This is a genomic window from Streptomyces sp. NBC_01304, from assembly GCF_035975855.1.
GTDB lineage: Bacteria > Actinomycetota > Actinomycetes > Streptomycetales > Streptomycetaceae > Streptomyces.
This window is the reverse complement of sequence record NZ_CP109055.1, coordinates 5,152,485-5,177,207: the sequence shown is the minus strand read 5'-3', so window position 1 is coordinate 5,177,207 and position 24,723 is coordinate 5,152,485. Positions and strand designations below refer to the sequence as shown.

Below are 24,723 nucleotides of genomic sequence, written 5' to 3'. Positions count from 1 at the left end.
AGGTCACCGGGCCGCGCATCGGGATAGAAGCCCGAACATGCAAAAGACGGCGGGAGGCCCGGTTACCCCGGGAGCCTCCCGCCGTCTGTCGTGATCGAGCCGGCGATCCAGTCGGTGATCGAGTCAGGCGGCACTGCGCAGCGCTTGCACCGCGCGGGCGAACTGGTCGTCCGCGCTCGCGGTGTTGAGGGCCGAGCTGAGGACGTCGGCGTACGTGGCACGGGCATCCTGGTAGCGCTTGCGGCCTTCTTCGGTGATGACGGCGAAGACGCCGCGCTTGTCGTCGGCGCAGTTGTCCTTGTAGGCGTAACCGGCGCTGTCCAGGCGCCCCACCAGGCGGGTGACCGAGCTCTGGCCCAGACCGATGTGGTCCGCGAGCTCCTGCATGCGCGATTCGCCCTTCTCGGCCTGGGAGAGGACCTCCAGGGCCCGGTACTCGGACAGGCCGACGCCGTGGCGGCGCTGCAGGGTGTGCGCGAGCTGACGCTCCACGAAGGCGTGCAGGCCGAGGACGGCCTCCCACATGGCCTGATCGGAGGCGGCGCGAGGCTGCTGGTGGATCGTCATGGAACGGCTCCCCTTCTTGACTGCTCTTGGCAACAAGATACATGCCCATGCAATCATCTGGGGAGTGCCGGTGCCCGTAAAGCTGGGCTCCACCCGCTATTCACTTGTAGACGCAAGCAATGGATCGGCGTTCGCTGCCGACCAGAGGTCGGCGTGCGACGCCCCCGGAGTTCAGCGTTCCATGCCCTCCAGAGTGCCGCAGGCGTAGGCGGCGGAGACGAGCGTCATGTGCCGGTGCCAGCCGGGGAAGGAGCGGCCCTCGAAGTCGAGGAGGCCGAAGTCCTCGCCCATGCGGTGGATCGCGGCCTGCGCCCCCTGCGGCGAACGGGCCAGTTCGAGGAGTTCGGCCGGGTGGCGGTCGGTGATGTTCGTCAGCCAGATCCGGCCCGGGCGCCCGCTGCTCGCGTCCCACTCGGCAAGGAGCCGGCCCGCCCCGCGACTGGGCTCGCCGTCCGGGTGCAGCCCGCGCAGCGGTGTGTCGTACGAGACGACCTGCCGGCCCGCGCCCGCCGGGTGCCGTACGCCCCGGCGCAGCAGCAGGCCGCGCGCCGACTCCCGTTCGCCGGGCGGCAGTTCCGGCTCGGCGAGGGTGGTCTGGCCCGGGATGGCGAGGACGAAGGGGTGCCCGCTGCCGTGCAGCCGCTGCGCCAACGGCGCGACGTCGCACAGGGCCGTCAGGTCGGCCACCACCGGCGCCGTCCGCCCGTTCGACCATGACGTCATCTCCTGGACCAGGCGCAGGGCCGAGGCCCACAGCGGCTGGGCCCGGGTCGTCGCGGGGATCTTCGCCCGGTCGCGTACCGCATCGTCGTGGGTGAACCGGGGCGGCAGGAAGAGCCGCCAGTCGACCGGGACGTGCGTCTGGCCCGAGTCCAGGAACAGGCCCAGTCCCAGCTGGCAGTTGACGGTGCGCCCGGACTCCGGCAGGAAGCGCTGGTGCACGCCGGCCGAGTAGTTGCCGCGCTTGGGCAGCACCGCCGGCGCCAGCGTCCAGGACCGTACCGGCAGTGACTGGGCGGCCCAGCGGGCCAGTTCGCCGCGCGCCGGGGCCCACTCCCACGGGCTGGCGTTGACGAACTGGTGCAGCGACGCCGACGCCGCCTCCGAGCCGGTCACGACGGCCGCCATGCGGCGCACGGTCTTCTTCCCGTGCGTCCGCAGCAGCCCCTGCAGATAGACGTGCCCCCAACGCTGCTGGTCGGAGCGCTGCAAATGGCCGAACAGGCGCCGGGGCAGGTCGCCCGGCGGCCGGCCCGCCGTCATGTCGGGCGTCTCGTACGTCGTCGTCACTGCAGGTCCCTCCCAGGTGAGCGGTCGTTGCACACTAACAAACATAGAGAACGTTCGTTATATTTTTTGTCGAGGGTACGACTACTTGCCAAAGTCTGAGGAGAAGGCGCATGCAGGAACGGGCGGCCAGAACGCGCCAGGCCTTGTTGGAAGCGGCCGCCGCCGAGTTCGCCGAGCGCGGCTACGAAGGTGCTTCCTTCCAGGGGGTGGTCGGGCGGGCGAAGACCTCGATCGGCTCCCTGACCTTCCACTTCGGGACGAAGACCATCCTGGCCGAGGAGGTGCGCACGGCCGGGCGGGCCCGGTTCGGGCGCTGTCTGGAAGGCCTCGCGGTGGCCGCCGACCCGTTGCGGGAACTGCGCACGCTGATCGGCTGTCTGGCCCGCCTTGCGCGCGAGGACCCCTTCGTACGCGCCGCGCGCCGCCTGGAGGCCGACTGCCCCGGGGGCGAGCCGCCGTTGGCCGAGGCCTGGCTTCCCGTGCTCCGGAGCCTGCTCGACCGGGCCGGCGGTGCGCACCGGCTGCGTCCCGGGGTCTCTCCCGAGGATGCCGTGGCCCTCCTCGCGCAGCTCGCGGAGGGCGCCATGGTCGCTCTCGATGCGACCCGGGACCCGGTCTGGGACTCGGTCTGGGACATCGTCCTGCACGGCCTCGCCGCCGACCGGACGGGCCGGGCGGGCGCGATGTGGTGCGGGTCGGAGCCCACCTGAAGCGGGTCGGAACCCCCGGAAGCAGGTCGGAACCCACCTGGGACGGGTTCCGACCCGCCCGTCGCGGCCGGGACTCAAGCGCCCCGCAGTGCCCTCGCCACCTCGTCCAGGACCCCCGCGCCGGGCCCCGTCGTCAGCCGGCTGCAGACCCAGGCGGCCCCGGCCCTTGCCTGCGGCCAGGCCTGGTAGGAGACGCCGCCGGGGCCCTGGTGGCCGAAGGCGCCGGAGCAGACGGCCGGGTGGAGGCCCTCGTCGAGGAGTTGCAGGCCGCCCTCGCCGTACGCGCTGATCCCGCCGAGCAGCGGATCCAGGCCCTCGACCCAGAAGTTCCGCGCCTGGTCGAGCGTGCGGCGCGACAGCAGCAGCGGCTCCTCGCCCGGGGCCCGTACGGCGTCCGCGGCCAGGATGCCCTGGAGCCGGGCGAGACCACGGGCCGACGCGTACACCCCCAGCGAGGGGATGACCGCCTGGCGCCGCCGGCTCTCGCTCCACACCTCGGGGTCCGCGGGGAACGGTGACGGGTTGTTCCACACCCGCTCGAAGAGGTCCGCCTCGCTGTCGTCCGCGCCGCCGTCCAGCGGGACACGGGCGGAGAAGCCCGGATCGTACGAGATCCGTGCGGCGTGCGGCAGTTGGTCGGGGACGAGGCCGAAGTGGATGTCGAGGCCCAGCGGGCCCGCGATCTCCTCCAGGAAGAACAGGTCGAGAGCGCGGCCGTCGACCCGCCGCACCACCTCGGCGGCGATCCACCCGGCGGTCCACGGCCCGTGCAGCACGCCGCCGGCCCGGGGGTCGTCCTCCGGGCTGTGCAGTTCGAGCAGCGCGGCCATCATGCGCGGGTTCTCGACGTCCCGCTGGTCGAGGCCCGCCGCCATGCCCGGGAGGCGGGCCGTGAACGTCAGCACGTCCCGCAGGGTCACCGCGCCCTTGCCGCGGATCGCGAACTCCGGCCAGTAGTCGGCGACGGGCCGGTCCAGCGCGAGCGCGCCCATGTCGGCGAGCAGCAGGACCGCCGTGGCCAGGATGCCGTGCGAGCCCGTCAGCGCCGGCTGGAGGGTGTCGCCGGTCCACGGCGCCGCGGTGACCGGGTCGGCGGTGCCGTGCCACAGGTCGACGACCAGCTCACCGTCCTGTACGACCGCAAGGGCGGCGCCCTGGGAACCGGGCGGACCCGCGTCCCGGCAGGCCCGTTCGAAGGAGTGGCGCACGGAGACGAAGCCGGGCGCGGTGGTTCCGTAAACGCCGGTCGTCGCCGTAGCCGTAGCCGTAGCCGTAGCCGTCGCTGTCGCGACCGGCGGCCGCTGCCGCGGGAGGACCTGGCGTACCAGAGAGGTCGTCATGGGAAGAACTCCAGAAGTGGTGGGGAGTCAGGGGCAGTGGCGTGAGCCGGGTGCTGCTCATGCCTCGGGGGCACCTGCCGGGTAGGGGAGGAACTCCAGGTCGGTCAGGTCCTGTTCGGTCAGGCGGACCCGGTCGCCGGCGAGGTTCTCCGCGAGGTGGTCCGGCGCCCTCGTGCCGGGCAGCGGCACCACGTGCTCGCCGAGCCGGAGCAGCCATGCCAGGGCGACCTGCGCGGGAGTGACCTCGTGCCGGGCGGCCACGTGCGCGACGGCCTGGGTGAGCGCGAAGTTGTGCCGGATCGCGCGCGGGGCGAAGCGGGGCTGGGTGCGCCGCCAGTCGTCCAGGGGCAGATCGTCGAACCGGGACAGCGCACCGGTCAGCAGACCGCGGCCGAGCGGGGCGCCGGCCAGGAGCGCGATCCGGCGCTCCACGGCGTACGGCACGACGTCGTCGAGACCGCAGCGCGTGAACAGCGACACCTCGGCGGCCATCGCCGCCGCCTCGTGCACGGCCTCGGCGGCGCGGGCCTCCTCCACGGTGACGACGGGCAGCCCCAACATGCGGATCTTGCCCGCCCAGACCTGCTCGGCCAGCGCACCCCAGCTCTCCTCCAGCGGTACGTCGGGATCGACGCGGCGCAGCAGGTAGAGGTCGATGTGGTCGACGTGCAGCCGGCGCAGGCTCTCGTCGACCGCGGCCCGCAGCGCCTGCGGGCCGCCCGCGGGCCGCAGCACGCCGTCCGCGTCGCCGAGCAGGCCGCCGCCGGTGCACAGCACGACCTCGTCCCGGCGTCCGCGGATGGCCTCACCGATCAGCCGCTCGTTGTCCCCGGCCGCGTAGGCGCCGGCCGTCTCGACGAGGTTGACCCCGAGGTCCACCGCCTGCCGGATCAGCGATACGGCCTTGTTCTTGTCTCTCAGGGCCGGGGCGTAGCGGTACGAAAGGCCCATCGCCCCCAGTCCCAGCCGGCCGACGACCGGCCCGTCCCTGCCCAGTGTTGTGGTCCGCATCCTGCGAGAACTCCCTTCTCCACGGAGGAAAGCGACCACTTCATGGCAACAGCCCACGAGGGCGAAAAACAGCAACCCGCGCCTACTTGCCGATCTTGTGCGACTTCGGGAAGTCGGTCCTCAACTCCGCAGCCCTGCTGAGGGGTTCGAATCGGACTTAGTGCGCGATTGGTTCTTGTAGAAGTCTACGAAGACCCGTCTCAGTCAGTGGATCTCTTCATGTCTTCCACCCCTGGCTGGCCCCGCTCGGCCCACTGTCTACTTCCTCAGGCAAGGTGCAACGAAGTAAAGGGGAAAACCTTGACTGAGAACGCCGGTCGCCTTATAGAGATCGCCTGGCCCGACCTGGGCATCACCGTCACCGCGGAACTCGACGGTCGCAACCCCGAGTTGGCCGATGTGCTGTGGGACTCGTTGCCCTACCAGAGTCTGCAGGGGCACGCGCTGGTGGCGGGCGAGCACCTGTATCACCACGTGCCGATCCCCAAGCTGCTGCACACGCACGCGTCCGAGAAGATCGCCGACCGGCGTGACGCGCCCAACGGCACGGTGTTCTGCTCCGCGCTGCAGCATCTGGGCATCAAGTACGGCGAGTTGACCGAGCCGATGCCGGCCGCGCCCGTGGGCCAGATCCGGGACGCGGACATCCCGGCCCTGCTCGAGGCCGGGCAGGCCGTGTGGGACGCGGTCTACTCGACGAAGAAGGAGATCCTGGTCGAGGTCCGCAAGGCAGGCACCCAGGGCGGGCACAGCATTCCCCGGCTGACCGCCACCGACTCCGCGGCGGACCAGCTGATCCAGGACATCTACCGCGAGACCGAGCGGCACTGGCTGACCGCGCCGCCCGAGCTCGCCGACATGCACCAGGGGTGGATCCCCTCCGCGGCCGGTACCCACGACACGGTGCTGCCCACCCTGCTGTTCGTCAACGGCGAGACCCGTCCGCTCGGTTACGCCAGCTACGGCGGCCTGATCCGGGCCGCGGTCGCGGACATGCCGATGGAATCCCTGCACCAGATGACCCGCATCCTGGTCGGCGTACCGGCCGAATTCCTGGGCTACTGCGGCCTGGAGAAGCTCTGGGGCTTCACCCAGCGCTTCCTGGACTGCCTCGACGGCCTCGACCGCGACGACTTCCTGGCCGTGACGAGTCAAATGGCCCTCTACATCAACCTGTTGGGCGCCTGGAACCTGCACCTGTTCCCCTGGGACGCCACCGACGGGCTGCGCCAGCAGCGCACCGCCGCGGCGAGCGCGCAGGCATGAGTGGTCTGCCCGAACACGCACAAGCCGTAGTCATCGGCGGGGGAGTGATCGGCACCTCCGCCGCCCATCACCTCGCCGAAGCCGGCGTGGACACCGTGCTGCTCGAACGCGGGGGCCTCGGCGGCGGGGCGTCCGCGCACACCGCGGGCATGGTCCGCAGCTACTTCCCCGGCAACCCCGACACCGGGCAACGGGCCGTGCGCAGCCTGAACGCGTACCACGAGTTCGCCCGTGACACCGGAGCCTCCCTCGGCCTGAAGCGGCTCGGGTTCATGGCGCTGTTCACCGAGGAACAGCAGATCGCCGACTTCGAGGCAGACCGGCAGGGCCAGCAGGCCGCCGGCGTCGAGGTCGGTCTGATCAGTGCCCGCGAGGCGGTCGAGCTCAACCCGCTGATCGACGAGCGCGCCGTCCTGGCCGCCGCCTGGTCCCCCGAGGCGTACCACGTGGACGGCCTCGACATCGTGCGCGGTTACGCGGCCGGCGCCCGCAATCACGGCGCCCGGCTGTTCACGCACACACCCGTCACGGGCATCGACGACGACAACACCGTGCACACCCCGCAGGGCAGCATCAAGGCGGACAGCGTCGTCTGCACGGCCGGGCCCTGGTCCGGCGAGGTGGCCTCGATGGCGTCGGTCGAACTGCCGCTGACGCCGCACGCGATGGAGATGCTGTTCACCGACGCCCTGCCGTCCCCGCAGCCCGAGCTGCCGATGACGATGCACGCCGCGTCGGGCCTCCGGATCCGCTCGTGGCGGGACCGCATCCTGCTCGCCATGGGCGCGCCCAAGGCCGGTGAGACACGCGAGGCCTGGCTCGGACGCATCTCCGGCCATCTGGGCACCCTGTTCCCCGCCTTGGACGGCATCGGCCTGCATCGCGCGTGGAGCGGCGACTTCGACGCCAGTCCCAGCAACGCCGCGTTCATCGGCGCACACCCCACCCGCCGCTTCCTGTACGCGGCCGGATTCACCGGCGCCGGTCTGTGCCAGGCGCCCGCGGCCGGGGCGCAGCTCCGCGACCTGCTGATCGTCAAGTAGCCCCAGAACAGGAAAGAAAGCCGTGATTGTTCTCGGATGTAATGGTTTCAGTCGGGTGTCGGAGTTCTTCTCCGAACGCCTCGGCGCGACCGGCATCAACAAGCATTACCTCTTGGGCCACGACGCCGCCGCCGCACTCCTGGTGGACGGCCGGCTGGTCGCCGCGGTGGAGGAGGAGCGCCTCAACCGGGAGAAGAAGACCACCGACTTCCCCACGCACGCGATCGACTGGTGCCTGGAGGAAGCCGGGATCACGTTCGACGACGTGGACCTGTTCGCCTTCCCGTGGAACTGGTCGCCGCAGATTCTGGGCGAGATCCAGGACGGCATCCGCATGTCGCCGCTGGCGGAGGACGCGAAGAGTCAACTCATCGACGACATGGCCGACTTGTTCGGTCAGGTCGTCAGCCACGAGGCGATGCTCGCGGACTTCGAGGCCCGCACCGGGTACCGCCCGGACCCGGCCAAGGTCCGCTTCGTCCCGCACCACTTGGCGCACGCCACGACCGGCTACTACCTCGCCGGCATGAAGGACGCGGCCTTCCTCGTCAGCGACGGCCGCGCCGAATTCTTCTCGACCCTGACGGGCGAGATCCGTGACGGCCGGATCACCGTCTTCGATGACACCGCCACCGGCGCCCGGTACTCCATGGGCACCCTGTTCTCCTCCATCACCCGCTTCCTCGGATTCGTCCCCAACAACGACGAGTACAAGGTGATGGGCCTGGCGGGATACGCCGACCCGCCGACGCCGAACCCGTTCCTCGACAACCTTCTGGTGCTGCACGACGACGGTCGCTACACCTTCACCAAGCCGCTGCAGACCGACAACCTGCGCAGCCACGACGCCCTGTTCGAGGAGTACTTCGGGCCCTTCGAGGACACCCTCGAATACACCTCCCGCGTCTCCGCCGCCGCGCAGGAAATGCTGAACGTCGCCACCGCCCACCAGGTCCGGCACCTGGAGAAGCGGACGGACCTCGACCGGCTGCTGTTCGAGGGAGGCGTCGCCCTGAACTGCCTCAACAACACCCCGCTGTTCGAGGGCTCCCGCTTCGAGGACATGCAGGTCAGCTTCGGTGCCTCGGACACCGGCATCACCATCGGGGCCGCGGCCCACGCCTGGCTGGGCGACCCAGGCACCGAGCCCGAGGACATCCGCGCCGCGTCCGCACCCGTCAGCCCCTATCTGGGCCCGGCCTACGACGAGGCCGCGATCGAGGAGGCCCTCGAAGGCTTCACCGGCCGGGTCACCGCCACGCGCCTGGACGACGACGAGGTCGTCGAGCACCTGGCGAAGCTGCTGACGGAGAAGGTCGTCATCGGCTACTTCGAGGGCCGCGTCGAGCACGGGCCGCGTGCGCTCGGACATCGCAGCATCATCGCCAACCCCGGCTTCGACGACATCAAGGACATCATCAACACCCGGGTCAAGCACCGCGAACCCTTCCGCCCGTTCGCTCCCCTCGTCCTGGAGGAGCAGGCGCCGAAGATCTTCGAGATGGGGCGCAAGACCAGCTCCCCGTACATGACGTTCGTCTTCCCCGTGCGCGACGAGTACAAGGACCGCATCCCCGGCGCCGTGCACGTGGACGGCACCTCGCGCATCCAGACCCTGACGGACGAGGGAACGCCCCGACTCACGGCGCTGCTGCGGAAGTTCATCGAACTCACCGACACGCCCTGCCTGATCAACACGTCGTTCAACGTCGCCGGCGAACCCATCGTCTGCAGTCCCACCGACGCCCTGAACTGCTTCCTGGGGACCGAGATCGACTACCTGGTGCTCGGAAACCACCTCGTCACCAAGACCGCCAACTGACCAGAAGAACTACCGGAAAGGGCACCCCGTGCCGACTCAGATCCAGCGCAAGCACACCATGTACCACTCGACCATCCTCGACGCCGACCCGGACACCGTGTGGCCGGTCATCCGCGACGCCATGCAGATCCTGGAGATGGTGTCCCCGGGCGACCTGGACGTCCACCGCGACGTCACGTGGGTGGACGGAGCCTCGGTCGAGACGGTCCCGGCCCGCTACGACTTCAAGCTCACGCTCAGCGGCAAGGTCGTCGCGCAGGAGATCGCCGCGCGCGACGAGATCAACCGGACCCAGTCCTACCGGGCCGTCGCCCCCACCAGCGGGGTCAAGAGCTACGAGGCGACCATCCGGCTGTTCCCCATCACCAACGACCCGGCCCGCAGCTTCTTCGACTGGTCGCGCACCCTGGAGATCGCCGAGGACGCCGACCTGAACGTGGTCGAGGGCATCATCGACATCATGGAGAAGCAGACCGACGCCGTACGGGACCACTTCGCGCAGACCTCGAAGTGAGTGACGTGACGACGCTCGTGCTGCTGCGGCACGGCGAGACCCTGCTCACCCCGGAGCGGCGGCTCTCCGGCAGCGGCGGATCCAACCCGGGACTCTCCCCGGTCGGACGCCGCCAGGCCGAGGCGGCGGCAGCGGCCCTCGCCCACCGCGGCGGCATCGAGGCGGTCGTCACCTCACCGATGCGGCGCTGTCAGGAGACCGCTCAGGCCGTGGCCGCGCGCCTCGGCCTGAGCGTCCAGGCCGACGCGGAACTGCGGGAAGCGGACTTCGGCGCCTGGGAGGGCCTGACCTTCGGCGAAGTCCGCGAACGGTACCCGGACGACCTGAGCGCATGGCGTGCCTCGCCCGAGAGCGCCCCCACGGGCGCGGGCGAGACCATGCAGCAGGTCATCCGCCGGGTCGCCGCCGTACGGGACGGCCTGCTTGCCCGGTACGCGGGCGGCACGGTGCTTGTCGTCTCGCACGTCGTACCGGTCAGGACCCTGCTCCGGCTCGCCCTGCAGGCTCCGCCGCACACCTTGTTCCGCATGGAGGTCGCGGCGGCCTCCCTGTCGACGGTGACGTACGACGCGGACCGCACCGCCACGGTGCAGGCCCTCAACGACATCCATCACCTGAGCTGAACCGCACGCCGCATTCGCACGCCGCATTCGCACGCCGAGGGGCCCGGCACACGTCACGTGTGCCGGGCCCCTCGGCGTGGTCGCTCCCGGTCGCCCCTCGTCGCTCCCGGTGACTGTGACGAAAGGGCTGTGACGAAGGACACTTGTTGGTGGGTGGTGAAGCGGGACGTGGGCGGCGCAGGGCGCCACGAGGCCGTTCGGGCCGTACGAAGGGTCGGCCCCGGCGTTCGCGCCTTGAGCCCGCCGCCGGCCCGCGCCGGAAGTTGCGCACGGAAACCCGCGGGGTTACTGAGCGCCATCTTTCGGACGAATCTACAAGCTGGGCCTGGTGACCAGCCAAGTCCTTCATGGTTTCGGTGACTGACCGGGACCAAGGACCTGCAGGTGTACTGACGCTATTCCGCGTTAACAGGACGTGAACGCGTCGCGGAAGGGACCTCGGTCCTCCGACTTGAAACGAACGACCCGTACGACGACCCGATACGAATGAGAAGAGCCGTCATGGACTTCCTTCGACCCGCCAGCCGGGAGGAGGCGCCGGCCGTCGAGGCCACGCGTCCGACCGCTGTGCCGATCGTGGTCGCCCCGCGCAATGCGACGGGCCTCGATCTGACCCACACCCCGGTCTTGCCACAACACTTCGTCGGCCACTAGCCACCGACATCCCGTGGGTGCCGCCGGCCGAGCCGATCTTGTGCCACCACCCACAGCCACCACCCATTGCCCGCCTCCGAAGGAGTCACCGTGACCGCGCAGACCGAAGAGAAGACCGTCCAGGAGCTCGAGGCGGGCTGGCTGGACGAGGCGATCCAGCGTGCCACCACCAGCGTGCACAACGGCGGCGGCCCGTTCGGCGCCCTGATCGCCAAGGACGGCGTGGTCGTCGCGATCGAGAACAACCACGTAACGGAGAACCTGGACCCGACGGCGCACGCCGAGGTCAGCGCGATCCGTGCCGCCTGCAAGGCGCTGGGCACCTTCTCCCTCGAGGGCTGCGTCCTGGTCACCTCGTGCGAGCCGTGCCCGATGTGTCTGACCTCCGCCCTGTGGGCGCGCGTCGACCGCGTCATCTTCGGCGCCGACCGTGACGACGCCGCGGTGGCCGGGTTCGACGACCGCCGCTTCTACGACCTGCTCGAGAAGAAGTCGCCGGAGCTGTGGCCGATGTCGGTCGAGCGCATCGAGATGGCGAACCGTACGGCGCCGTTCGACGCGTGGCTGGCGAAGACGGACCGCATCGACTACTGAACCGACTGCTGAGAGTCGGCTTCCGCTCCGCGAAAACCCCAGGTCACGTGGTTGGTGACCTGGGGTTTTGGCTGTTCTGGCGTACGTTGCCGACGGGTGCTCAGCGGACCACTACGGTCAGCGTCTTCGTCAGGGAGAACTTCTTGCTCTCGGCGGACGTGGGCTCGCTGTCGTAGCCGCAGCGGTAGCAGCCGAAGAGCTTGACGGTGGTGGTGCCCTTCGCGCGAGCGGTGAAGCCGTACCAGTCCTTGCGGTCGGCCGCCGGGCTGCCACCGACACGTGGGTTCGCGTCGGGATACAGGCCCACGACGGTGTCGTCCGGCTTCTCGGCGATCTTCCAGGTGTAGCCCGGCTGGTTGTCGTAGCTGTTGGCGACGCGGAACTCCTCGCCGCGGCGCACGGTCACCGTGCCGTCGAAGTCCCGGTCGAGCTTGCGGAACTTCAGGGGATCGTCCGCCTCGGGGTAGTACTCCTCGGGGTCCTCCGCCACGGAGGTCCCCCCGATCGACTCCTTCACCTCGATCGGGTACGTCATCGTGCGGTCGCCGTCGACTTCCCTCAGCACCACGCGTGCCGTACCGGTCTTCAGCGCCCGGAACTTGAAGTAGCGCGTGCCCTTGACCGTCTTCACGCCCTTGGCCCGCAGGACGTTCCCCGACTCGCCCGTTTCGGCGAGCTCCCATTCCGCTTTGCCGCCCGGCCGCAGATGGAGGGAGAAGTCATGGTCGACGGGCACCTTGGTCTCCACCGACTGAGAGGCGACGTCGATCTCCCCGTCGGGCCCGCGGGGTACGCCGTACAGGGGTGGGGGCAGCGCGCAGCACACCTCGTCGTCGTCGGCGATCTCGGACTCGTACACCACGAAGCCCCCGCCGCCGAGGACCAGTACGGCGGCGGCACTCACGCCCCAAAGGGCCTTCTTCTCACGCAGCTTCGGCAGCTTCGGCATCAGCGCCTCACTTCGGGAGATGGACGCCGGTGGCGTCGGGAAGCCTGCCGTCGGACGCCTTGTCCATGTGGCCGTCCACGAAGTCGGACTCGCTGACCCAGACCGTGTGCCCCCACGGGTTGTGGACCTGCAGCATGTCGCCCTCCTGCCCGACGATCACGAGGGCGTGCGCCGAGTCCGGTCCGTCCACCCTGATGGGCACGGGCTTGCCCTCCGCGACGGCCTTCTCGATCTCCGGGAGCGCGCCTCTGCGGTCGTCCGGGCTGTCCAGGCTCTGGCGCTCGTAGTCCGCGCCGGTGGGCGAGTTGAGCTCGTTGTCGGCCACTTCGGACCAGCCGTCGTTGTCCATTCCGTCGGGGGCGTCGTTGTCGTCCCAGTCGCCGTCGCCGTCTTCATGGACGCGGTGCTGTTCGTCCACGAGGCGGTCGCGGAAGGCCGACGGCGAGTCCTCCTGGCCGTCCGGCCCGCCGGTCAGTCCCAAGGCGTAGACCGGGTCGACCACGGCCCGGGCGTTGATGGTGGAGGAGGCCACGCAGCTGCCCTCGCTGCCGTCGCCGCCCTGGGCCCACTGCTGGCCGCGGAACGTGTTGTCCCGCTTGGCGGGGTCGACGTTCCCCGCGGCGTCCGCGCCGCTGACCACCGGGGAGAGGTGCCGGCGCAGCCACGCCTCGTCCTTGCCCGCGATCTTCTCGCTGAAGTCGCGCATGCTGTTCATGTCGTGCCCGGCGGCGAGGCCCTTCATCAGGTACGCCCGCTCCTCCGGCGAACCGGCCCCGTCCAACATCTTCTGGAACTCGGCGCGTTCGGCCGGGCTCATCTTGTCGAGCCGGTCGCTGGAGCGCTTCAGGTCGTTCGTGGAGAGGATCTCGTTGTACTCGCGCTCGGCGCTGTCCTCGCCGACGTTCGAGGTGTCGGCCAGCATCATCCGGTCGACGGCGCTCAGCCCCTTGCCGTCCAGATGCCCGGAACGGGCCTCCGCCGCTAGCTTGTTGAGATCGCGGGCCGCCGCGCGAGCGGCGTCGTCGGCACTCTCCGCCGCCTTGTGCCGGGCTTTGACGCCGGCGCGGGCTATTTCGCGGGCCCGCTCCTTCTCCTCCTCCTCGGCGTCCTTCTCCACCCAGGAGTCGAAGAAGCCGTCCTCGCCGCCGAGCATGTCGCGCGCCCGGCGCAGTTCCGTACGGCCGGGACCGTCCTCGCTCTGGGCGGTGCGTACGCCGTCAGCGAGGCGTTCCAGGGCCTTCTGCCCCGCCTCGAACGCCTCGCTCATCTGCTCGGCGGTGCGCGCGGCCGCGGCGACGACCATCTGTGCCGTCACGCTCGCCATGCCCTCCCAGGCCTGCGGGAGGTCCTTCGTCGCGACCTGCTCGACCCGCTCCTCGACCTCGTGCTTGCACTGGCCGGCGGCCTTCTTGTAGGCCTTGGCCGCCGACTCGATGGTGTCCGGGCTACCCATGGGCGCGACGACGGCCAGGGCTCTGTCGATTGCCGAGATGAGGTCGTTCTTCGAGTCCGCGCCGTCGATGTCCGAGGCTGCGGCGGCGAGTTCGGCCCGCCGGGTGGTCGTGTCCTCGCCCGCCATCAGCGCTGCCCCCCGTTGCGGCCGGCCGACAGCTCGCGTACGGCCATGATCTCCGCGACGGCCGACAGCCAGCGCGCCAGCGTCTCGTCGTCCTCGACCGTGCGTCCCACGGCCGCCCCGGACTCCAGCCAGCCGCGGACCGTGCCCGCGGCCCCGCCCGGAACGGGCTCCTCAAGTCCGGCCGCGTACGCGGCGCCGCCGCTGTGCACGATCTTCGCGAGGAAGGCCACGGCGCGCGGATACACCCCCGCCCGGCCCAGGACCACGGCCGCTCCCACGGCGCCGTCGCCGAAGAGGGCCGTACGCATCCGGCTCCCCTCGCCCAGGCCGAACCGCAGCAGCGTCGCGATGTCGAGCTGCGCCAGCTCGTCGTCGCTCTTCACGGCGTTCGCAGCGCTCACGCTCTGTCCCCGTATCCCCGGAAAATCCGGAATGTGCTTGTGTCGTACGTCGGTTGAGGCCGTACGGCGGCTTTGAAGGCGTACGTCAGTTGAAGTCGGACAGGCCCGCGGCCTGGCCGGGCGCGGCCTGGCGCAGGGCGCCCTCGGCGCCGTGCTCCGCCGTCACGTAGTTGTTCGAGGTGGTGTTCAGCTTGCCGGAGATCTCCCGCAACGCGTCCCGCAGGACTGTCGCCTCCCGCTGCCAGGCCCCGGCGAAGGCGTCATAGGCGGGCGTGGCCTCCTCGCCGCCGAACACCTCGGGGACGGTGCACTGCTCCTGCGGAATGGTCGACTTGACCGAATCGAGCTCGTCGGCCGCCTTGTCCAATTTGCCCGCAGAAGTGTCAACCTCTCCGGCACGTACCGCATACCCCGTCGAACTGCTCATGCGCGTCTCCCCCGACATGCGTACATCAATAGGCCAGAAAGGCTACTGGATGACTACGACAGCGAGAACGCGCATTCGGTTCCGTCGGGGGTGCGCCGAGTGGAGGATTCCGGTTCGGCAGGGACCGTGGCGCCAACTGGCAAGTTGGGTACGGTGGTTGACCCTGACGGCGCATGCCGTACTTCCAGCTGAAGGGGTGCCAATGCAGGCAGAGGGGCAATCGGGGGAGACATCGGGCGGTGTCCCCTCCCCGCCGACGAAACCGACGAACATTCCCTTTCAGGGAGATTCCGCTTACCCGTCGAACGCCGCCTACCCGGATGTCGCGCCCCCGCAAGGGCTGATGCGAGGGAGCAGTATCGACTTCAAGGTCAGCAAGCGACTGCTGTGGGTCGGCGAGGCCGCGTACCCGCTGCAGAACATCACGCGGGTCTACACGCTGACGCTCCACCCGCGGCGCAAGGAGGCGACGGCGCTCTTCCTCAAGCGGCTGCTCATCACGGCGGCCGTGGTGGTCGGGCTGCTGCTGGTCGTCGCGCTGCCCGCCGCACTGGCGAGCGGTGAGGACAGCGGGCCGGGCTGGACCGTGTTCATCGTCCTCGGCGGTGTGGCGGCGGTGATCTACTCGATCGTGGAACTGCTCGCCGTGCTGGGGGCGCCGCCCTGCTTCGTGCTGTCCGTCGAGACGAACGGGCCGTCCACCGCGGTGGTGACCAGCGAGAACCCGGATCAGCTGAGGCAGCTCGTCCATCAGCTCGTGTACGCGATCGAGCACCCGGACGCTGAGTTCGCGGTGAAGGTGGAGAGCCTCACGGTCAGCCCCAAGCACTACTACTTCGGCGACAACGTCAACATGTACGGCGGCAACGGCAACGTGGGGATGACGAGCGCATGAGCGGCGGCGGCACGCACAACTACTACGGCGACAACGTCAACATGCACGGCGGCACGGGCAACGTCGGCATGGTCAAGAACCAGTCCGCGCCCGCCCAGGCCGTACCCGACGGCCTGGAGCAGGCGGTCCGTGAACTGGTGCTGCTGATCCAGGAGTTGCGGGGCCAGGTGCCGGAGGCGAGCGCGCAGGCCATCGACGACTCGCTGCCGGCCATCACTGCCGACGGCAGCGCGCAGCCGCAGCAGCGGCACGGCGCGCTGATGGCCGTCGCGGGCATCGCGGCGACCGTCGGTGCGGTCGGCCAGCCGGTGCTCGAGGCGGTCAACAGGGTGCTTGAGCTGCTCGGGGTGAAGTAGGCGCCTCCGCGAGGCCCTGCAGAGGCGGTCAGGCGTGCGGCTTCCAGTCCGTCTGCGTTGCCCAGGGCTCCGCCACCGTGATGATCAGGTCGACCACCGGGTCCTTGATGTCCGCGTACGTTCCCGTGTCGTCGAGGGCCGCCGCCAGTACGCCCTTGAAGCGGGCGTACGCGTCGATCGCCTCCGGGTGGGCGCGGAACCAGTCGCGGAAGAGGAGGGCGAGGCGTTCGTTGGGGGCGTCGAGGGGGCGTACGTGCAGGTTGATGTCCTCGCCGAGGCCGCCGGAGTGGCCGCGTCGGGTCCACAGGCGCTTCAGCCAGAGCGACTGGTCGTCGTCCGACCAGGCCGGCACATGGTCCTCCTGGTACGGCGACCGTACGAACCCCCGCTCGGCCAGCGGCTCTTCGAAGGCGGCCGCCGCCTGAGCCAGGTCGGGCACCGAGACCTGCAGGTCGTAGAGCGGTTTCGCCGCCATGCCGGGGATGGAGGTGGAGCCGATGTGGTCGACGTACGCGGCGTGCGGGGCCAGCGCCGTGTGCAGGTCGGCGGCCAGTTCCAGGCCGCGGGTGTGCCAGGCGGGGGTGTACGGGACGACGACGGGGTGGACGGATTCGGTCATGGGGGCACGGTACGTTTCGGACATGGTCGTCGCCCGGTCCTTGCTTCTTTTCGTCGTCGCCGCGCTCTTCGAGATCGGGGGCGCGTGGCTCGTCTGGCAGGGGATCAGGGAGCACAAGGGGTGGGTGTGGGTCGGCGCGGGCATCCTCGCGCTCGGGCTCTACGGAGTCGTCGCGACCTGGCAGAGCGATGCGCACTTCGGGCGGATCCTGGCCGCGTACGGCGGGATCTTCGTGGCCGGGTCGATCGCCTGGGGCATGGTCGCCGACGGGTACCGGCCCGACCGGTTCGACGTCGTCGGGGCGCTGGTCTGTCTCCTGGGGATGGCCCTCATCATGTACGCGCCGCGCGGCTCCTAGGAGGGCGGGCGCCGGTGGGTCACCACCCGCGTGCCGTGTGCCGGTACGAGGGTGACGTGGCGCAGCCGGGGGAGTTCGGCGGCGGCTTCGGGGGCCGTGAGGTCGAGCCGGGTGAGGATCTCCCGGGTGATCACCCGCATTTCCAGCAGGGCGAGTTGAGCGCCCACGCAGTAGCGGCGGCCCCCGCCGAACGGCATCCAGCCCTTCTGCGCGCGGGCCGCGTCGTCGCCGAGGAAGCGTTCGGGGCGGAAGGCCTCCGGGTCGGGGTAGACCTCCGGGTCGCGGTGGATCAGGGAGATCAAGGGGCCCGCCCGCCAGCCGGCCGGGACCTCGTGGCGGCCGAGCTTGAGCGGTGCGTCGAGCAGGCGGGGGGCGTTGTAGACCACCGGGCGGGAGCGCAGGGCCTCCTTGGTGACGGCCTCCAAGTAGCGCTCGGACGTGCCCTGTTTGAGCTCCTTGCGGAGTGCGGCGAGGACTTCCGGTGTGCGCAGGAGGCGTTCGAAGGCCCAGGCCAGGGCGGTGGCGGTGGTTTCGTGGCCCGCCTCCAGGAGAGTGATCAGCTCGTCCCGCAGCTCCTCGTCGCTCAGCGGGGTGCCGTCCTCGTCCTGGGCTTCGAGGAGCCGGGACAGGACATCCGTGGCGCCCTCCACAGGGTGTGCGCGGTGATGCGATATCTCGGCGTACAGGAGCTGGTCCACGGCTTCCTTGAGGCGCAGGAAGCGGGTGGTCGGCAGGAACGTCAGGCGCTTGGCGAGCGGTGAGCGCTGGGTCCAGGCGCTGATCCGGGGTGGCGTGAGGAGCAGCGCGGGCGAGCCGCCGACCGCGATCAACTCCGGGATGAGGCGTCGGAGTCGGGCGAGGCGGGCGGTGTCCTGGATGCCGAAGACGAGGCGCAGGATGACGTCGAGGGTGATGTTCTGCAGGCCGTCCCGCAGGGCGAAGGGGGTGCCCTGCGGCCAGCGGGCGATCTCGGCCGCGGCTATCTTCGCGATGTCCTCGCCGTAGCGGGCGATGGCCTTGCCGTGCAGTGGCGGGCTGAGCAGCTTGCGGTGCCGCCACCACGGGTCGCCGTCCAGGCTGAGCAGGGAGTGCCGGCCGACGAGCGGTTCCAGGAACTGGCGGCGGACCTCGCCCGCGCGGGCACCTCCGGCGTCGAGGGCGTAGATCTTCTCCGCCAACTCCGCCGTGGTGACCATGACTTCGGGTGGGAAGCCGAGGAACCTCACGGCGAAGGCGGGGCCGTATCGCCTGCGGGCGCGCCGCGAGGCCCTGCCGGGTGCGGCGAGGAAGAGGGCTGTCTGCAACAGGGCGGGCAGGCGCGAGCCTGGGGGTAATGCTGCGCGGGCGGGGCGGGGGGAAGCGGTGGTCATGGAGCACGCTCCTTGTCCGGGGGCGTGGGCCGGGGTCTGCTTGGTTGTACTCCGCACGGGTCGAAGGCGCCAGAGTGCGTGTACTCCGGGGGAGGAGGACCGTGTTCGACCGCGGGTCCGTCGTGGCTGGTCGCGCAGTTCCCCGCGCCCCTTACGGGGCGGGTGCGTGTTCGGGTGCGGGTCCGCTGTGGCTGGTTGCGCAGTTCCCCGCGCCCCTAAAGGGGCGCGACCCATGGGGCGCGACTACTTCTTGCCCGGTGCAATCGGGCGCTCGAAGAACGTCTCCAAGGACACCGTCGCCTGCGTGCCGCTGACTCCCTCGATGGCGTACAGCCTGCGCAGCACCTCCTGGAGCTGTTCCGTCGTCGCCGTGCGGACCTTGACCAGGACCGATGCGCTGCCCGCGATGATGTGGGCCTCCTGGAGTTCGGGGATCGCGGCGAAGGCGGCGGCCGAATCGCCCATCCAGGCCGAGGAGTCGACCATCACGAAGGCGAGCACGCCGCGGCCGAGTGCGGCGGGGTCCACGTCGATGGTGGTGCGCCGGATGACTCCGCGCTCGCGGAGTTTGCGTACCCGCTCATGGGCCGAGCCCGCCGAGAGGCCGACGGCCTTGCCGAGGGCGGCGTACGACCGGGTGGCGTCCTGCTGGAGCAGGGTGAGCAACTCGCGGTCGATGTCGTCCAGTTCGGTGCCTGCCATGTTCGCCGTCCATCCGTCTGGCTGTTCGTTTCGGGGTTGCGTTGACCATATCTCATCTGGCAATACTTAACCCAAGCCGAACAAGCTTCGGTAGACAGTGGACTAGGGGAGACCATGTCATCCAGCACGGACACCGGCATCTACGAGATCCTTGACGAGCGCTTCCGCACCGGACGCTGCGCCAACGGGGACGACAGCCTGGAGAAGCTGTACGGGGGCTGCCGCTGGGCCGAGGGCCCGCTGTACCTGCCGGCCTGGCGCCAGCTGATCTGGAGCGACATCCCCAACGACCGCATGCTGCGCTGGGACGAACAGACCGGCGCCGTCTCGCTGTTCCGCTCCCCGGCGGGCCACGTCAACGGCAACACCCTTGACCGGGAAGGCCGGTTGATCAGCTGTGAGCAGGGCAATCGCCGGGTCACCCGCACCGAGCACGACGGCTCGCTCACCGTCATCGCCGACCGCTGGCAGGGCAAGCGGCTCAACAGCCCCAATGACGCCGTCGTACGGTCCGACGGCTCGATCTGGTTCTCCGACCCGGACTTCGGCATCACCAGCGACTACGAGGGCTTCCGCGCCGAGAGCGAGATCGGGTCCTGCAACGTCTACCGGGTCGACCCGACGAGTGGTGAAGTGCGGCTCGTCGCAGACTGTTTCGGCGCGCCCAACGGGCTCGTCTTCTCCCTGGACGAGCGGCAGTTGTACGTCTCCGACACCCGTGGCGGCAAGCTCTGGGTCTTCGAGGTGAGCGACGACGGTACGCAGCTGTCGGCCGGCAAGGCGTTCGCCGAGGCACCCGCGGGCGGCCAGGCACGGTTCGACAACATCCGCTTCGACGACGGCGGGCGCCTGTGGGCCGCGGCCATCGGCGGCGGCGTGCACTGCTACGACCCGGACGGCACCCTCATCGGCCGGCTCCGGGTCCCCGAGCCCGTCTCCAACATCACCTTCGGCGGACCCAAGAACAACCGCCTGTTCATCACGGCGACCACGGGTCTCTACTCGTTGGTGATGGCGGTGACCGGGGTGCCACGGGTGGTGGGCCGGGCGGCCTGAAAGCGGAGGGGACGGGCCGGGCCTGCCGGCCGCTGAGGCGGCCCGTCTGCCGGGCGGCCGACTTGAACGGAATCTTTGCCTCCGGCCGTGGCTCTTTGCCTGGAAACTCGGCCACTTTGCCTGTTGAGGCCGGACTCTTTGCCTCCTGCCTCACGATCCGGCCCTTTGTTGCACCCGCCTCTCGGGCCGATCTACCGTCCGGTCACAGAAGCTGTCCATGGCGTGCACAAGGGGGAACCATGGTGCTCACGGGGCGCGAGGCATTCTGTGACGAACTGGCCAAAGCCGGCGCGCAGGACGAACGCGTGGTGTGTCTGGAGACTCTGTGGGGAGGGACCGGCCACCCTTTTGAGGCGGCTCATCCGGAGCGGTTCTTCGCCCTGTATGCGGCGGAGGCCGCGATGGTCCAGATGGCCCGTGGTCTCGCCGTCGCCGGATTCAGGCCCTTCGCCACGCTGGTGGCGCCCGAGGCCACGGTGGGCGCGAAGGAGAATCTCCGGCTCACCCTGGACTACCTCGAGGCCGGTGCCAGCGTGCTGGCGCCTTACGGCCGGCCGCCCGAGGACCTGCTCGCCCTGCGCGCGCTGGCCGGGGTGACCGTCGCGGCACCCTACGGCGAGGCCGAGATGCGGGCGGTGGTCCGGGCCGCGGCACGCTCGGGGCGGCCGCACTACATCCAGACGGGCCGGGACACGCGATATGCCTCGCCGGGCTGGCCCGGTCCCGAACTGCCCTTGCTCAACTGGGTGGTGGCGGGCGAGCCGGACGTGCCCTGTCTGCTGTCCGTCGGCGAGCCGGGGGCGGAGCTGGCCTTGCGGGCGGGGGAGGAGGTGCCCGGGACGGCGCATGCGCGCCTGGTCTATGTGGACGACGCACACCTGGCCGCCGCCGCGGCCGAACTCGCCCTGCGGCACCGGGTGTTCGTCGTCGTCGGGGACATGGGCCCCGGAGGTGTGGCGCAGGCGCTCGCCCCGCTGCTCGCCGGGTGCGTGGTCACCGGGGTACGGGTGGAGGAGGGCATGGCCGGCGTCCTTGCGGCGGCCGGCGTCGACCGCGTGGGGGGCTAGCCCAGACCCCGGCTTCGTCGCCGGGGCCTTGCGGGGCAGACGGGGTCAGGCCGGGGAGGCGGGGTCCTCGGGGATGCCGTCGAGGAGGTCCGATTTCGCCAGCAGGTAGGCGAGATGGGCCCTGCTGCGGCCGCCGACGAGGTCGGATGCCTTCTTGATGTGGCTGGACACGGTGCGGGCGCTGATGCCGAGACGGGAGCCGATCGCCGCGTCGGTGTGGCCCTCCACCATCAGGCTCAGCACATTGCGCCGGGTCTCATCGGTCATCAGCGGCGGGCGCTGCTGGTCCTGGCCCAGGGTGACGGGCTCGGCGCGCTGCCAGGCGTGGTTGAAGACCTTGATCAGGTACTGGACGATCGCCGGATGCTCGATCGCGAGGGCGGCGTCGTCCTGTTCGTAGCGTGAGTCGGGGATGAACGCCACCGTGCGGTCGTAGATGATCAGGCGGTCGAAGAGCTCGTTGAGCGTGCGGACTTGGGCCCCGGCGGACGTGATCTGCTCGATGAACGCCAGGGTCGGGCCATGGGTGCGGATCGAGTGCTGATAGAGCGTGCGCCGCTTGACGCCGCGCTTGATCAGCTCGCGTTCGTGGGGCAGCGTCCTGGCGAGCGTCTCCGGGGGCCGGGAGCCGCCCGGCTGGGCGGTCAGCGCCTCCTGCCGGCATTGGGCCCTGCCCTGGTCAAGCGCGGACCTGATGACTTCCACCCCGTGCAGTACGCGCACCGGGAAGGTCGACTCCCGGTGCTCCTTGCGGTAGATCACTTCCGCTTCGGAGATCATCTCGTGCACGGCCGCGATGGTGTGCTGCTGAACCAGTACGGCCCGCTCCATGGGGTGGACGAGTTCGCTTGCCGCGATGTCCGGAGGGACAGCGGCGTACTGCCCGGGGTTTTCAGCCAGCGGGCGCAGCAGGCCCAATTCGAGGAGGCAATCCGGCACTTCATGAGAAATCGGACCAACTGCCAGTGCGGCACGGTACCTTTCGAGCCCCCATTCGCAGGGCCGCACGATGTTAGGTTGCGGGCTAATGTCCGGATTTCTGCACATCTGCCACCCCTTCCGGTTCCTACATTGCGTGATCGCGATGCTACCTAACAACGAATCTCGGACTTGAGTCCGGCATGATTCTCGTGGCGGAAGACGCAAAGGTCTTTCGGCCAACGGAGGGGAAACATGAATTTCACGCGTAGGACTATCAAGGGTTTTGTCGGAGTGCTGGCGCTGGCGCTGGCTCTCGGATTCGGGGGGCATGCGGTGGCGGCATCCGGGACCGGTATTTCCACGGCCGGCCAGGCGCAGGGGGACGACCTGGGCTGGCCGTCCCCGCCGAAGCCGGCGCCCGCACTGCAGTAGTTGAGCGGCGCACTATCTCTGATGACCGGTCAGGGATTGGACGAATTGCAAAATAGCTCAACTCGCAGGGGGGCGTGGTGAGTACGAACCAAGAGCAGGAGACCGTGGGCATCATCCTCGCCGGGGGGCGGGGAGAGCGGGCGAAGCCCATCACTCTCAAGTCCGCGGACTACATCCGCAGCAAGGCGATGATCCCGTTCGTGGGCCGCCGGCTCATCGAGTGGGTGCTCGAGTCCTGTCGAGAGCAGGGCATCCGGCGCTTCTACGTCGTGACGCACGGGCTGGAGAACCGGAACCAGATCAAGCTGCTGCTGGGCCACGGCGAGCGCTTCGGGGTGGACATCACCTACTCCCGCTCTCGGTTCGACCGCTACAACGTCGGTTCGGCGGGCGCCACTTTGCACAATCTGGAGCAGTGGGACCTCATGGGCCGCGCTCTGGTCCTGCCGGTCGACTCGCTCTTCGACTTCGATCTGAAGTCGATGCAGGCCGCCCACGCGGCACGCGATGCCCTGGTCACGGTGGCCGCGGTGCCGCGTACGGCGCAGGAGATCGCCGGCAAGTACGGGGTCATGCGCACCGATGCGCTGGATTACGTCCAGGGCTTCGTGGAGAAGCCCGGGCCCCAGCTGCTCGGCGAACTGTTCCCGCAGACGGTGGGGGACGCGGGGGCGACCCTGCCCACCAATGCGGGGATGTACTTGGTGGACTGTGCCCGGCTGCGGTTGCTCGCCCGCGACCCGGAGCTCTTCAGGCAGTCCCACCAACGGCTCGACTGGGGCGGCGACCTGCTGCCCTGGCTGGTCTCCCGGGGCCACCCGGTGGCGAGTCACGCCATCGGCAGGCTCGGTGACCTGGGCAATGTCCCGGACTACCTGGAGACCGTGCAACTCGTCCTGGATGGCGGGTACCAGCAGATGAACCGCCTGATGGACCCGCCGGACCGGCAGCACCCGAGGTACTGGATCCATGAGTCCAGCCTGCACATGAAGGACGACCTCACCGGCACCACCCTCGCCGACAAGATCGAGGAGGGCTCGGTCGTCATCGGCGCGGGGGTCCGGATAGGCCAGGACGTCGAGATCGGACCCGGGGTGCGCCTCGACCACGCGGACATCGGCGACGGGGCCGAGATCCGCGAGGGGGCCACCCTGGTCCGGTCCGCCTGCGGGGAGTCGGCGGTGATCGGTCCGTACGCCGAGATATCGGACTCGTACGTCGGTCCGATGGCGGAGATCAATTCGGAGCGCGGCCGTCCGCTGCGGCTCGAGGGCCATGCGGCGATCGGCGACGGTGCCGTGCTCTGGCCGGGAACGCGATTTTGCGGGGTCACCGTGTACCCGCGGCTGAGGGTGCCCGCACTGGTGGGGGTGCCCGCTGAAACCGAACTCAGGAGCGCCGACGACATCCTGCGCTGGGTGTGACGGCGAGCCCCGTAGAAGTTCAGGAGGGGAAGACCATGGACAGCCCCGTAGTGGTGATCGGTGGGGCCGGCAGGCTGGGCAGCCTCGTGACCCGCAGGCTGCTCGACGACGGAAGCAAAGTACGGGTGGTGAGCCGCAATGCGCAGCGTGGACGGCTCCCGCTCGGAGTGGAACTGCACCGCGCGGACGTGCGGTACGCGGACACCCTGATCCCCGCGCTCAGCGGCTGTGCGGCCGTGGTCTTCAGCGTGGAACCGGGTACGGCCGAGACCGGCCCCGACGCCCCGGAATCGACGGTCTACGACGGGGTGCGCAATGCTCTTGCCGCAGCCGCCCAGTTCGCCGAGCAGCCGCACTTCGTGCTGGTCAGCCAGATATTCGTGACGCGTCGTGAGCACCCGATGAACGCCTACGGCCGGCTGCTCGACTGGCGGCTGCGGGGTGAGGACGCGGTACGTGAATCGGGCCTGCCCTACACCGTGATACGCCCCAGCTGGCTCACCGACGACCGCACGGCGGGCGACCGGGTGCGGCTCGAACAGGACGACCGGGGCGACGGCTGGGTGTCGCGGTCGGCGGTGGCGGAGGCCGTGGTGCAGTCGCTGCGCGGCCGGGCCGCCGTCGGGCGGACCTTCGAGCTGTACAACGAGCCCGGGCAGCCCCCGGCCGACTGGGGCCAGCTGCTCGGCCGGCTCAAGCCCGACCCGGTGCTCGCGCACTGGGGCTCCTGAGG

General features: G+C 70.0%; 27 protein-coding genes. 15 read left to right on the top strand and 12 right to left on the bottom strand.

The annotated features are described in order from the left end of the window. Positions 1-123 precede the first annotated feature (123 nt). Positions 124-567, bottom strand: a complete 444-nt coding sequence (locus OG430_RS22795) for a MarR family winged helix-turn-helix transcriptional regulator (RefSeq protein ID WP_327354419.1) — start codon at positions 565-567, stop codon at positions 124-126. A gap of 171 nt (positions 568-738) precedes the next feature. Then, positions 739-1,857, bottom strand: a complete 1,119-nt coding sequence (locus OG430_RS22790) for an IS701 family transposase (protein WP_327354418.1) — start codon at positions 1,855-1,857, stop codon at positions 739-741. Between the two features lie 110 nt (positions 1,858-1,967). On the opposite strand from OG430_RS22790, the gene OG430_RS22785 reads away from it, so the two are divergent. Next, positions 1,968-2,567: a TetR/AcrR family transcriptional regulator gene (locus OG430_RS22785; protein WP_327354417.1), complete on the top strand. Its 600-nt coding sequence runs from the start codon at positions 1,968-1,970 to the stop codon at positions 2,565-2,567. 74 nt (positions 2,568-2,641) lie between these two features. On the opposite strand, the gene OG430_RS22780 is transcribed toward OG430_RS22785, so the two are convergent. Then, positions 2,642-3,907, bottom strand: a complete 1,266-nt coding sequence (locus OG430_RS22780; protein WP_327354416.1) for a serine hydrolase domain-containing protein — start codon at positions 3,905-3,907, stop codon at positions 2,642-2,644. A 57-nt stretch (positions 3,908-3,964) separates the two neighbouring features. Continuing rightward, on the bottom strand, positions 3,965-4,918 hold the full coding sequence (locus OG430_RS22775) for an aldo/keto reductase (RefSeq protein ID WP_327354415.1): 954 nt from the start codon (positions 4,916-4,918) through the stop codon (positions 3,965-3,967). A gap of 300 nt (positions 4,919-5,218) precedes the next feature. Here OG430_RS22775 and OG430_RS22770 point away from each other — a divergent pair, with 300 nt between their 5' ends. From OG430_RS22770 to OG430_RS22740, 7 genes are all read left to right on the top strand, one after another. Beyond that, the gene (locus OG430_RS22770; RefSeq protein WP_327354414.1) at positions 5,219-6,184 is read left to right on the top strand and encodes a hypothetical protein; all 966 of its coding nucleotides are present in this window, start codon (positions 5,219-5,221) and stop codon (positions 6,182-6,184) included. Then, entirely contained in the window at positions 6,181-7,227 is a 1,047-nt protein-coding gene (locus OG430_RS22765; protein WP_327354412.1) for an NAD(P)/FAD-dependent oxidoreductase, read from the top strand. The genes OG430_RS22770 and OG430_RS22765 overlap by 4 nt, the downstream gene beginning before the upstream one ends. A 22-nt stretch (positions 7,228-7,249) precedes the next feature. Further along, positions 7,250-9,049, top strand: coding sequence for a carbamoyltransferase family protein (locus OG430_RS22760; RefSeq protein WP_442816538.1), 1,800 nt, complete (start codon positions 7,250-7,252; stop codon positions 9,047-9,049). Positions 9,050-9,077: 28 nt separating this feature from the next. After that, positions 9,078-9,563: an SRPBCC family protein gene (locus OG430_RS22755; protein ID WP_327354410.1), complete on the top strand. Its 486-nt coding sequence runs from the start codon at positions 9,078-9,080 to the stop codon at positions 9,561-9,563. A gap of 5 nt (positions 9,564-9,568) precedes the next feature. After that, positions 9,569-10,186: a histidine phosphatase family protein gene (locus OG430_RS22750; protein WP_442816537.1), complete on the top strand. Its 618-nt coding sequence runs from the start codon at positions 9,569-9,571 to the stop codon at positions 10,184-10,186. 501 nt (positions 10,187-10,687) lie between these two features. Beyond that, positions 10,688-10,840 carry a hypothetical protein gene (locus OG430_RS22745; RefSeq protein ID WP_327354409.1) on the top strand — a complete coding sequence of 51 codons (153 nt, stop codon included), beginning with the start codon at positions 10,688-10,690 and terminating at the stop codon, positions 10,838-10,840. A 90-nt stretch (positions 10,841-10,930) separates the two neighbouring features. Beyond that, positions 10,931-11,434 (top strand): nucleoside deaminase, encoded by a 504-nt coding sequence (locus OG430_RS22740; protein WP_327354408.1) that lies wholly within the window; start codon positions 10,931-10,933, stop codon positions 11,432-11,434. A 100-nt stretch (positions 11,435-11,534) separates the two neighbouring features. Here OG430_RS22740 and OG430_RS22735 read toward each other — a convergent pair whose 3' ends face one another. From OG430_RS22735 to OG430_RS22720, 4 genes are all read right to left on the bottom strand, one after another. Continuing rightward, the gene (locus tag OG430_RS22735) at positions 11,535-12,383 is read right to left on the bottom strand and encodes a hypothetical protein (RefSeq protein WP_327354407.1); all 849 of its coding nucleotides are present in this window, start codon (positions 12,381-12,383) and stop codon (positions 11,535-11,537) included. Between the two features lie 7 nt (positions 12,384-12,390). Then, positions 12,391-13,962: a WXG100 family type VII secretion target gene (locus OG430_RS22730; RefSeq protein WP_327354406.1), complete on the bottom strand. Its 1,572-nt coding sequence runs from the start codon at positions 13,960-13,962 to the stop codon at positions 12,391-12,393. Continuing rightward, positions 13,962-14,363, bottom strand: a complete 402-nt coding sequence (locus tag OG430_RS22725) for a hypothetical protein (RefSeq protein WP_327354405.1) — start codon at positions 14,361-14,363, stop codon at positions 13,962-13,964. The genes OG430_RS22730 and OG430_RS22725 overlap by 1 nt, the downstream gene beginning before the upstream one ends. Before the next feature lie 85 nt (positions 14,364-14,448). Next, a complete protein-coding gene (locus OG430_RS22720; RefSeq protein WP_327354404.1) occupies positions 14,449-14,790 on the bottom strand; it encodes a WXG100 family type VII secretion target in 342 nt (113 codons plus the stop codon). A 343-nt stretch (positions 14,791-15,133) separates the two neighbouring features. Here OG430_RS22720 and OG430_RS22715 point away from each other — a divergent pair, with 343 nt between their 5' ends. After that, entirely contained in the window at positions 15,134-15,685 is a 552-nt protein-coding gene (locus OG430_RS22715; RefSeq protein WP_327354403.1) for a DUF6232 family protein, read from the top strand. Then, positions 15,682-16,041 carry a hypothetical protein gene (locus OG430_RS22710; protein WP_327354402.1) on the top strand — a complete coding sequence of 120 codons (360 nt, stop codon included), beginning with the start codon at positions 15,682-15,684 and terminating at the stop codon, positions 16,039-16,041. The genes OG430_RS22715 and OG430_RS22710 overlap by 4 nt, the downstream gene beginning before the upstream one ends. Positions 16,042-16,069: 28 nt before the next feature. Here OG430_RS22710 and OG430_RS22705 read toward each other — a convergent pair whose 3' ends face one another. Next, on the bottom strand, positions 16,070-16,660 hold the full coding sequence (locus OG430_RS22705; RefSeq protein WP_327354401.1) for a GrpB family protein: 591 nt from the start codon (positions 16,658-16,660) through the stop codon (positions 16,070-16,072). Between the two features lie 22 nt (positions 16,661-16,682). Between OG430_RS22705 and OG430_RS22700 the strand changes: the two genes are divergently transcribed. Beyond that, a complete protein-coding gene (locus tag OG430_RS22700) occupies positions 16,683-17,018 on the top strand; it encodes a YnfA family protein (RefSeq protein ID WP_327354400.1) in 336 nt (111 codons plus the stop codon). Here OG430_RS22700 and OG430_RS22695 read toward each other — a convergent pair. Next, the gene (locus tag OG430_RS22695; protein WP_327354399.1) at positions 17,015-18,388 is read right to left on the bottom strand and encodes a cytochrome P450; all 1,374 of its coding nucleotides are present in this window, start codon (positions 18,386-18,388) and stop codon (positions 17,015-17,017) included. The two genes, OG430_RS22700 and OG430_RS22695, sit on opposite strands and share 4 nt — an antisense overlap. A gap of 243 nt (positions 18,389-18,631) precedes the next feature. Then, a complete protein-coding gene (locus OG430_RS22690; protein WP_327359189.1) occupies positions 18,632-19,075 on the bottom strand; it encodes an Lrp/AsnC family transcriptional regulator in 444 nt (147 codons plus the stop codon). A 129-nt stretch (positions 19,076-19,204) separates the two neighbouring features. Between OG430_RS22690 and OG430_RS22685 the strand changes: the two genes are divergently transcribed. Both OG430_RS22685 and OG430_RS22680 read left to right on the top strand, forming a co-directional pair. After that, positions 19,205-20,146 carry an SMP-30/gluconolactonase/LRE family protein gene (locus OG430_RS22685; protein WP_327354398.1) on the top strand — a complete coding sequence of 314 codons (942 nt, stop codon included), beginning with the start codon at positions 19,205-19,207 and terminating at the stop codon, positions 20,144-20,146. A 239-nt stretch (positions 20,147-20,385) separates the two neighbouring features. Then, the gene (locus tag OG430_RS22680) at positions 20,386-21,213 is read left to right on the top strand and encodes a transketolase (RefSeq protein ID WP_327354397.1); all 828 of its coding nucleotides are present in this window, start codon (positions 20,386-20,388) and stop codon (positions 21,211-21,213) included. Between the two features lie 45 nt (positions 21,214-21,258). On the opposite strand, the gene OG430_RS22675 is transcribed toward OG430_RS22680, so the two are convergent. After that, on the bottom strand, positions 21,259-22,131 hold the full coding sequence (locus OG430_RS22675; RefSeq protein ID WP_327354396.1) for a LuxR C-terminal-related transcriptional regulator: 873 nt from the start codon (positions 22,129-22,131) through the stop codon (positions 21,259-21,261). Positions 22,132-22,643: 512 nt separating this feature from the next. Here OG430_RS22675 and OG430_RS22670 point away from each other — a divergent pair. After that, complete coding sequence (locus tag OG430_RS22670; RefSeq protein ID WP_327354395.1) at positions 22,644-23,990, top strand: NDP-sugar synthase; 1,347 nt, start codon at positions 22,644-22,646, stop codon at positions 23,988-23,990. Positions 23,991-24,025: 35 nt separating this feature from the next. Beyond that, positions 24,026-24,721, top strand: coding sequence for an SDR family oxidoreductase (locus tag OG430_RS22665; protein WP_327354394.1), 696 nt, complete (start codon positions 24,026-24,028; stop codon positions 24,719-24,721). The last annotated feature ends 2 nt before the right edge of the window (positions 24,722-24,723 follow it).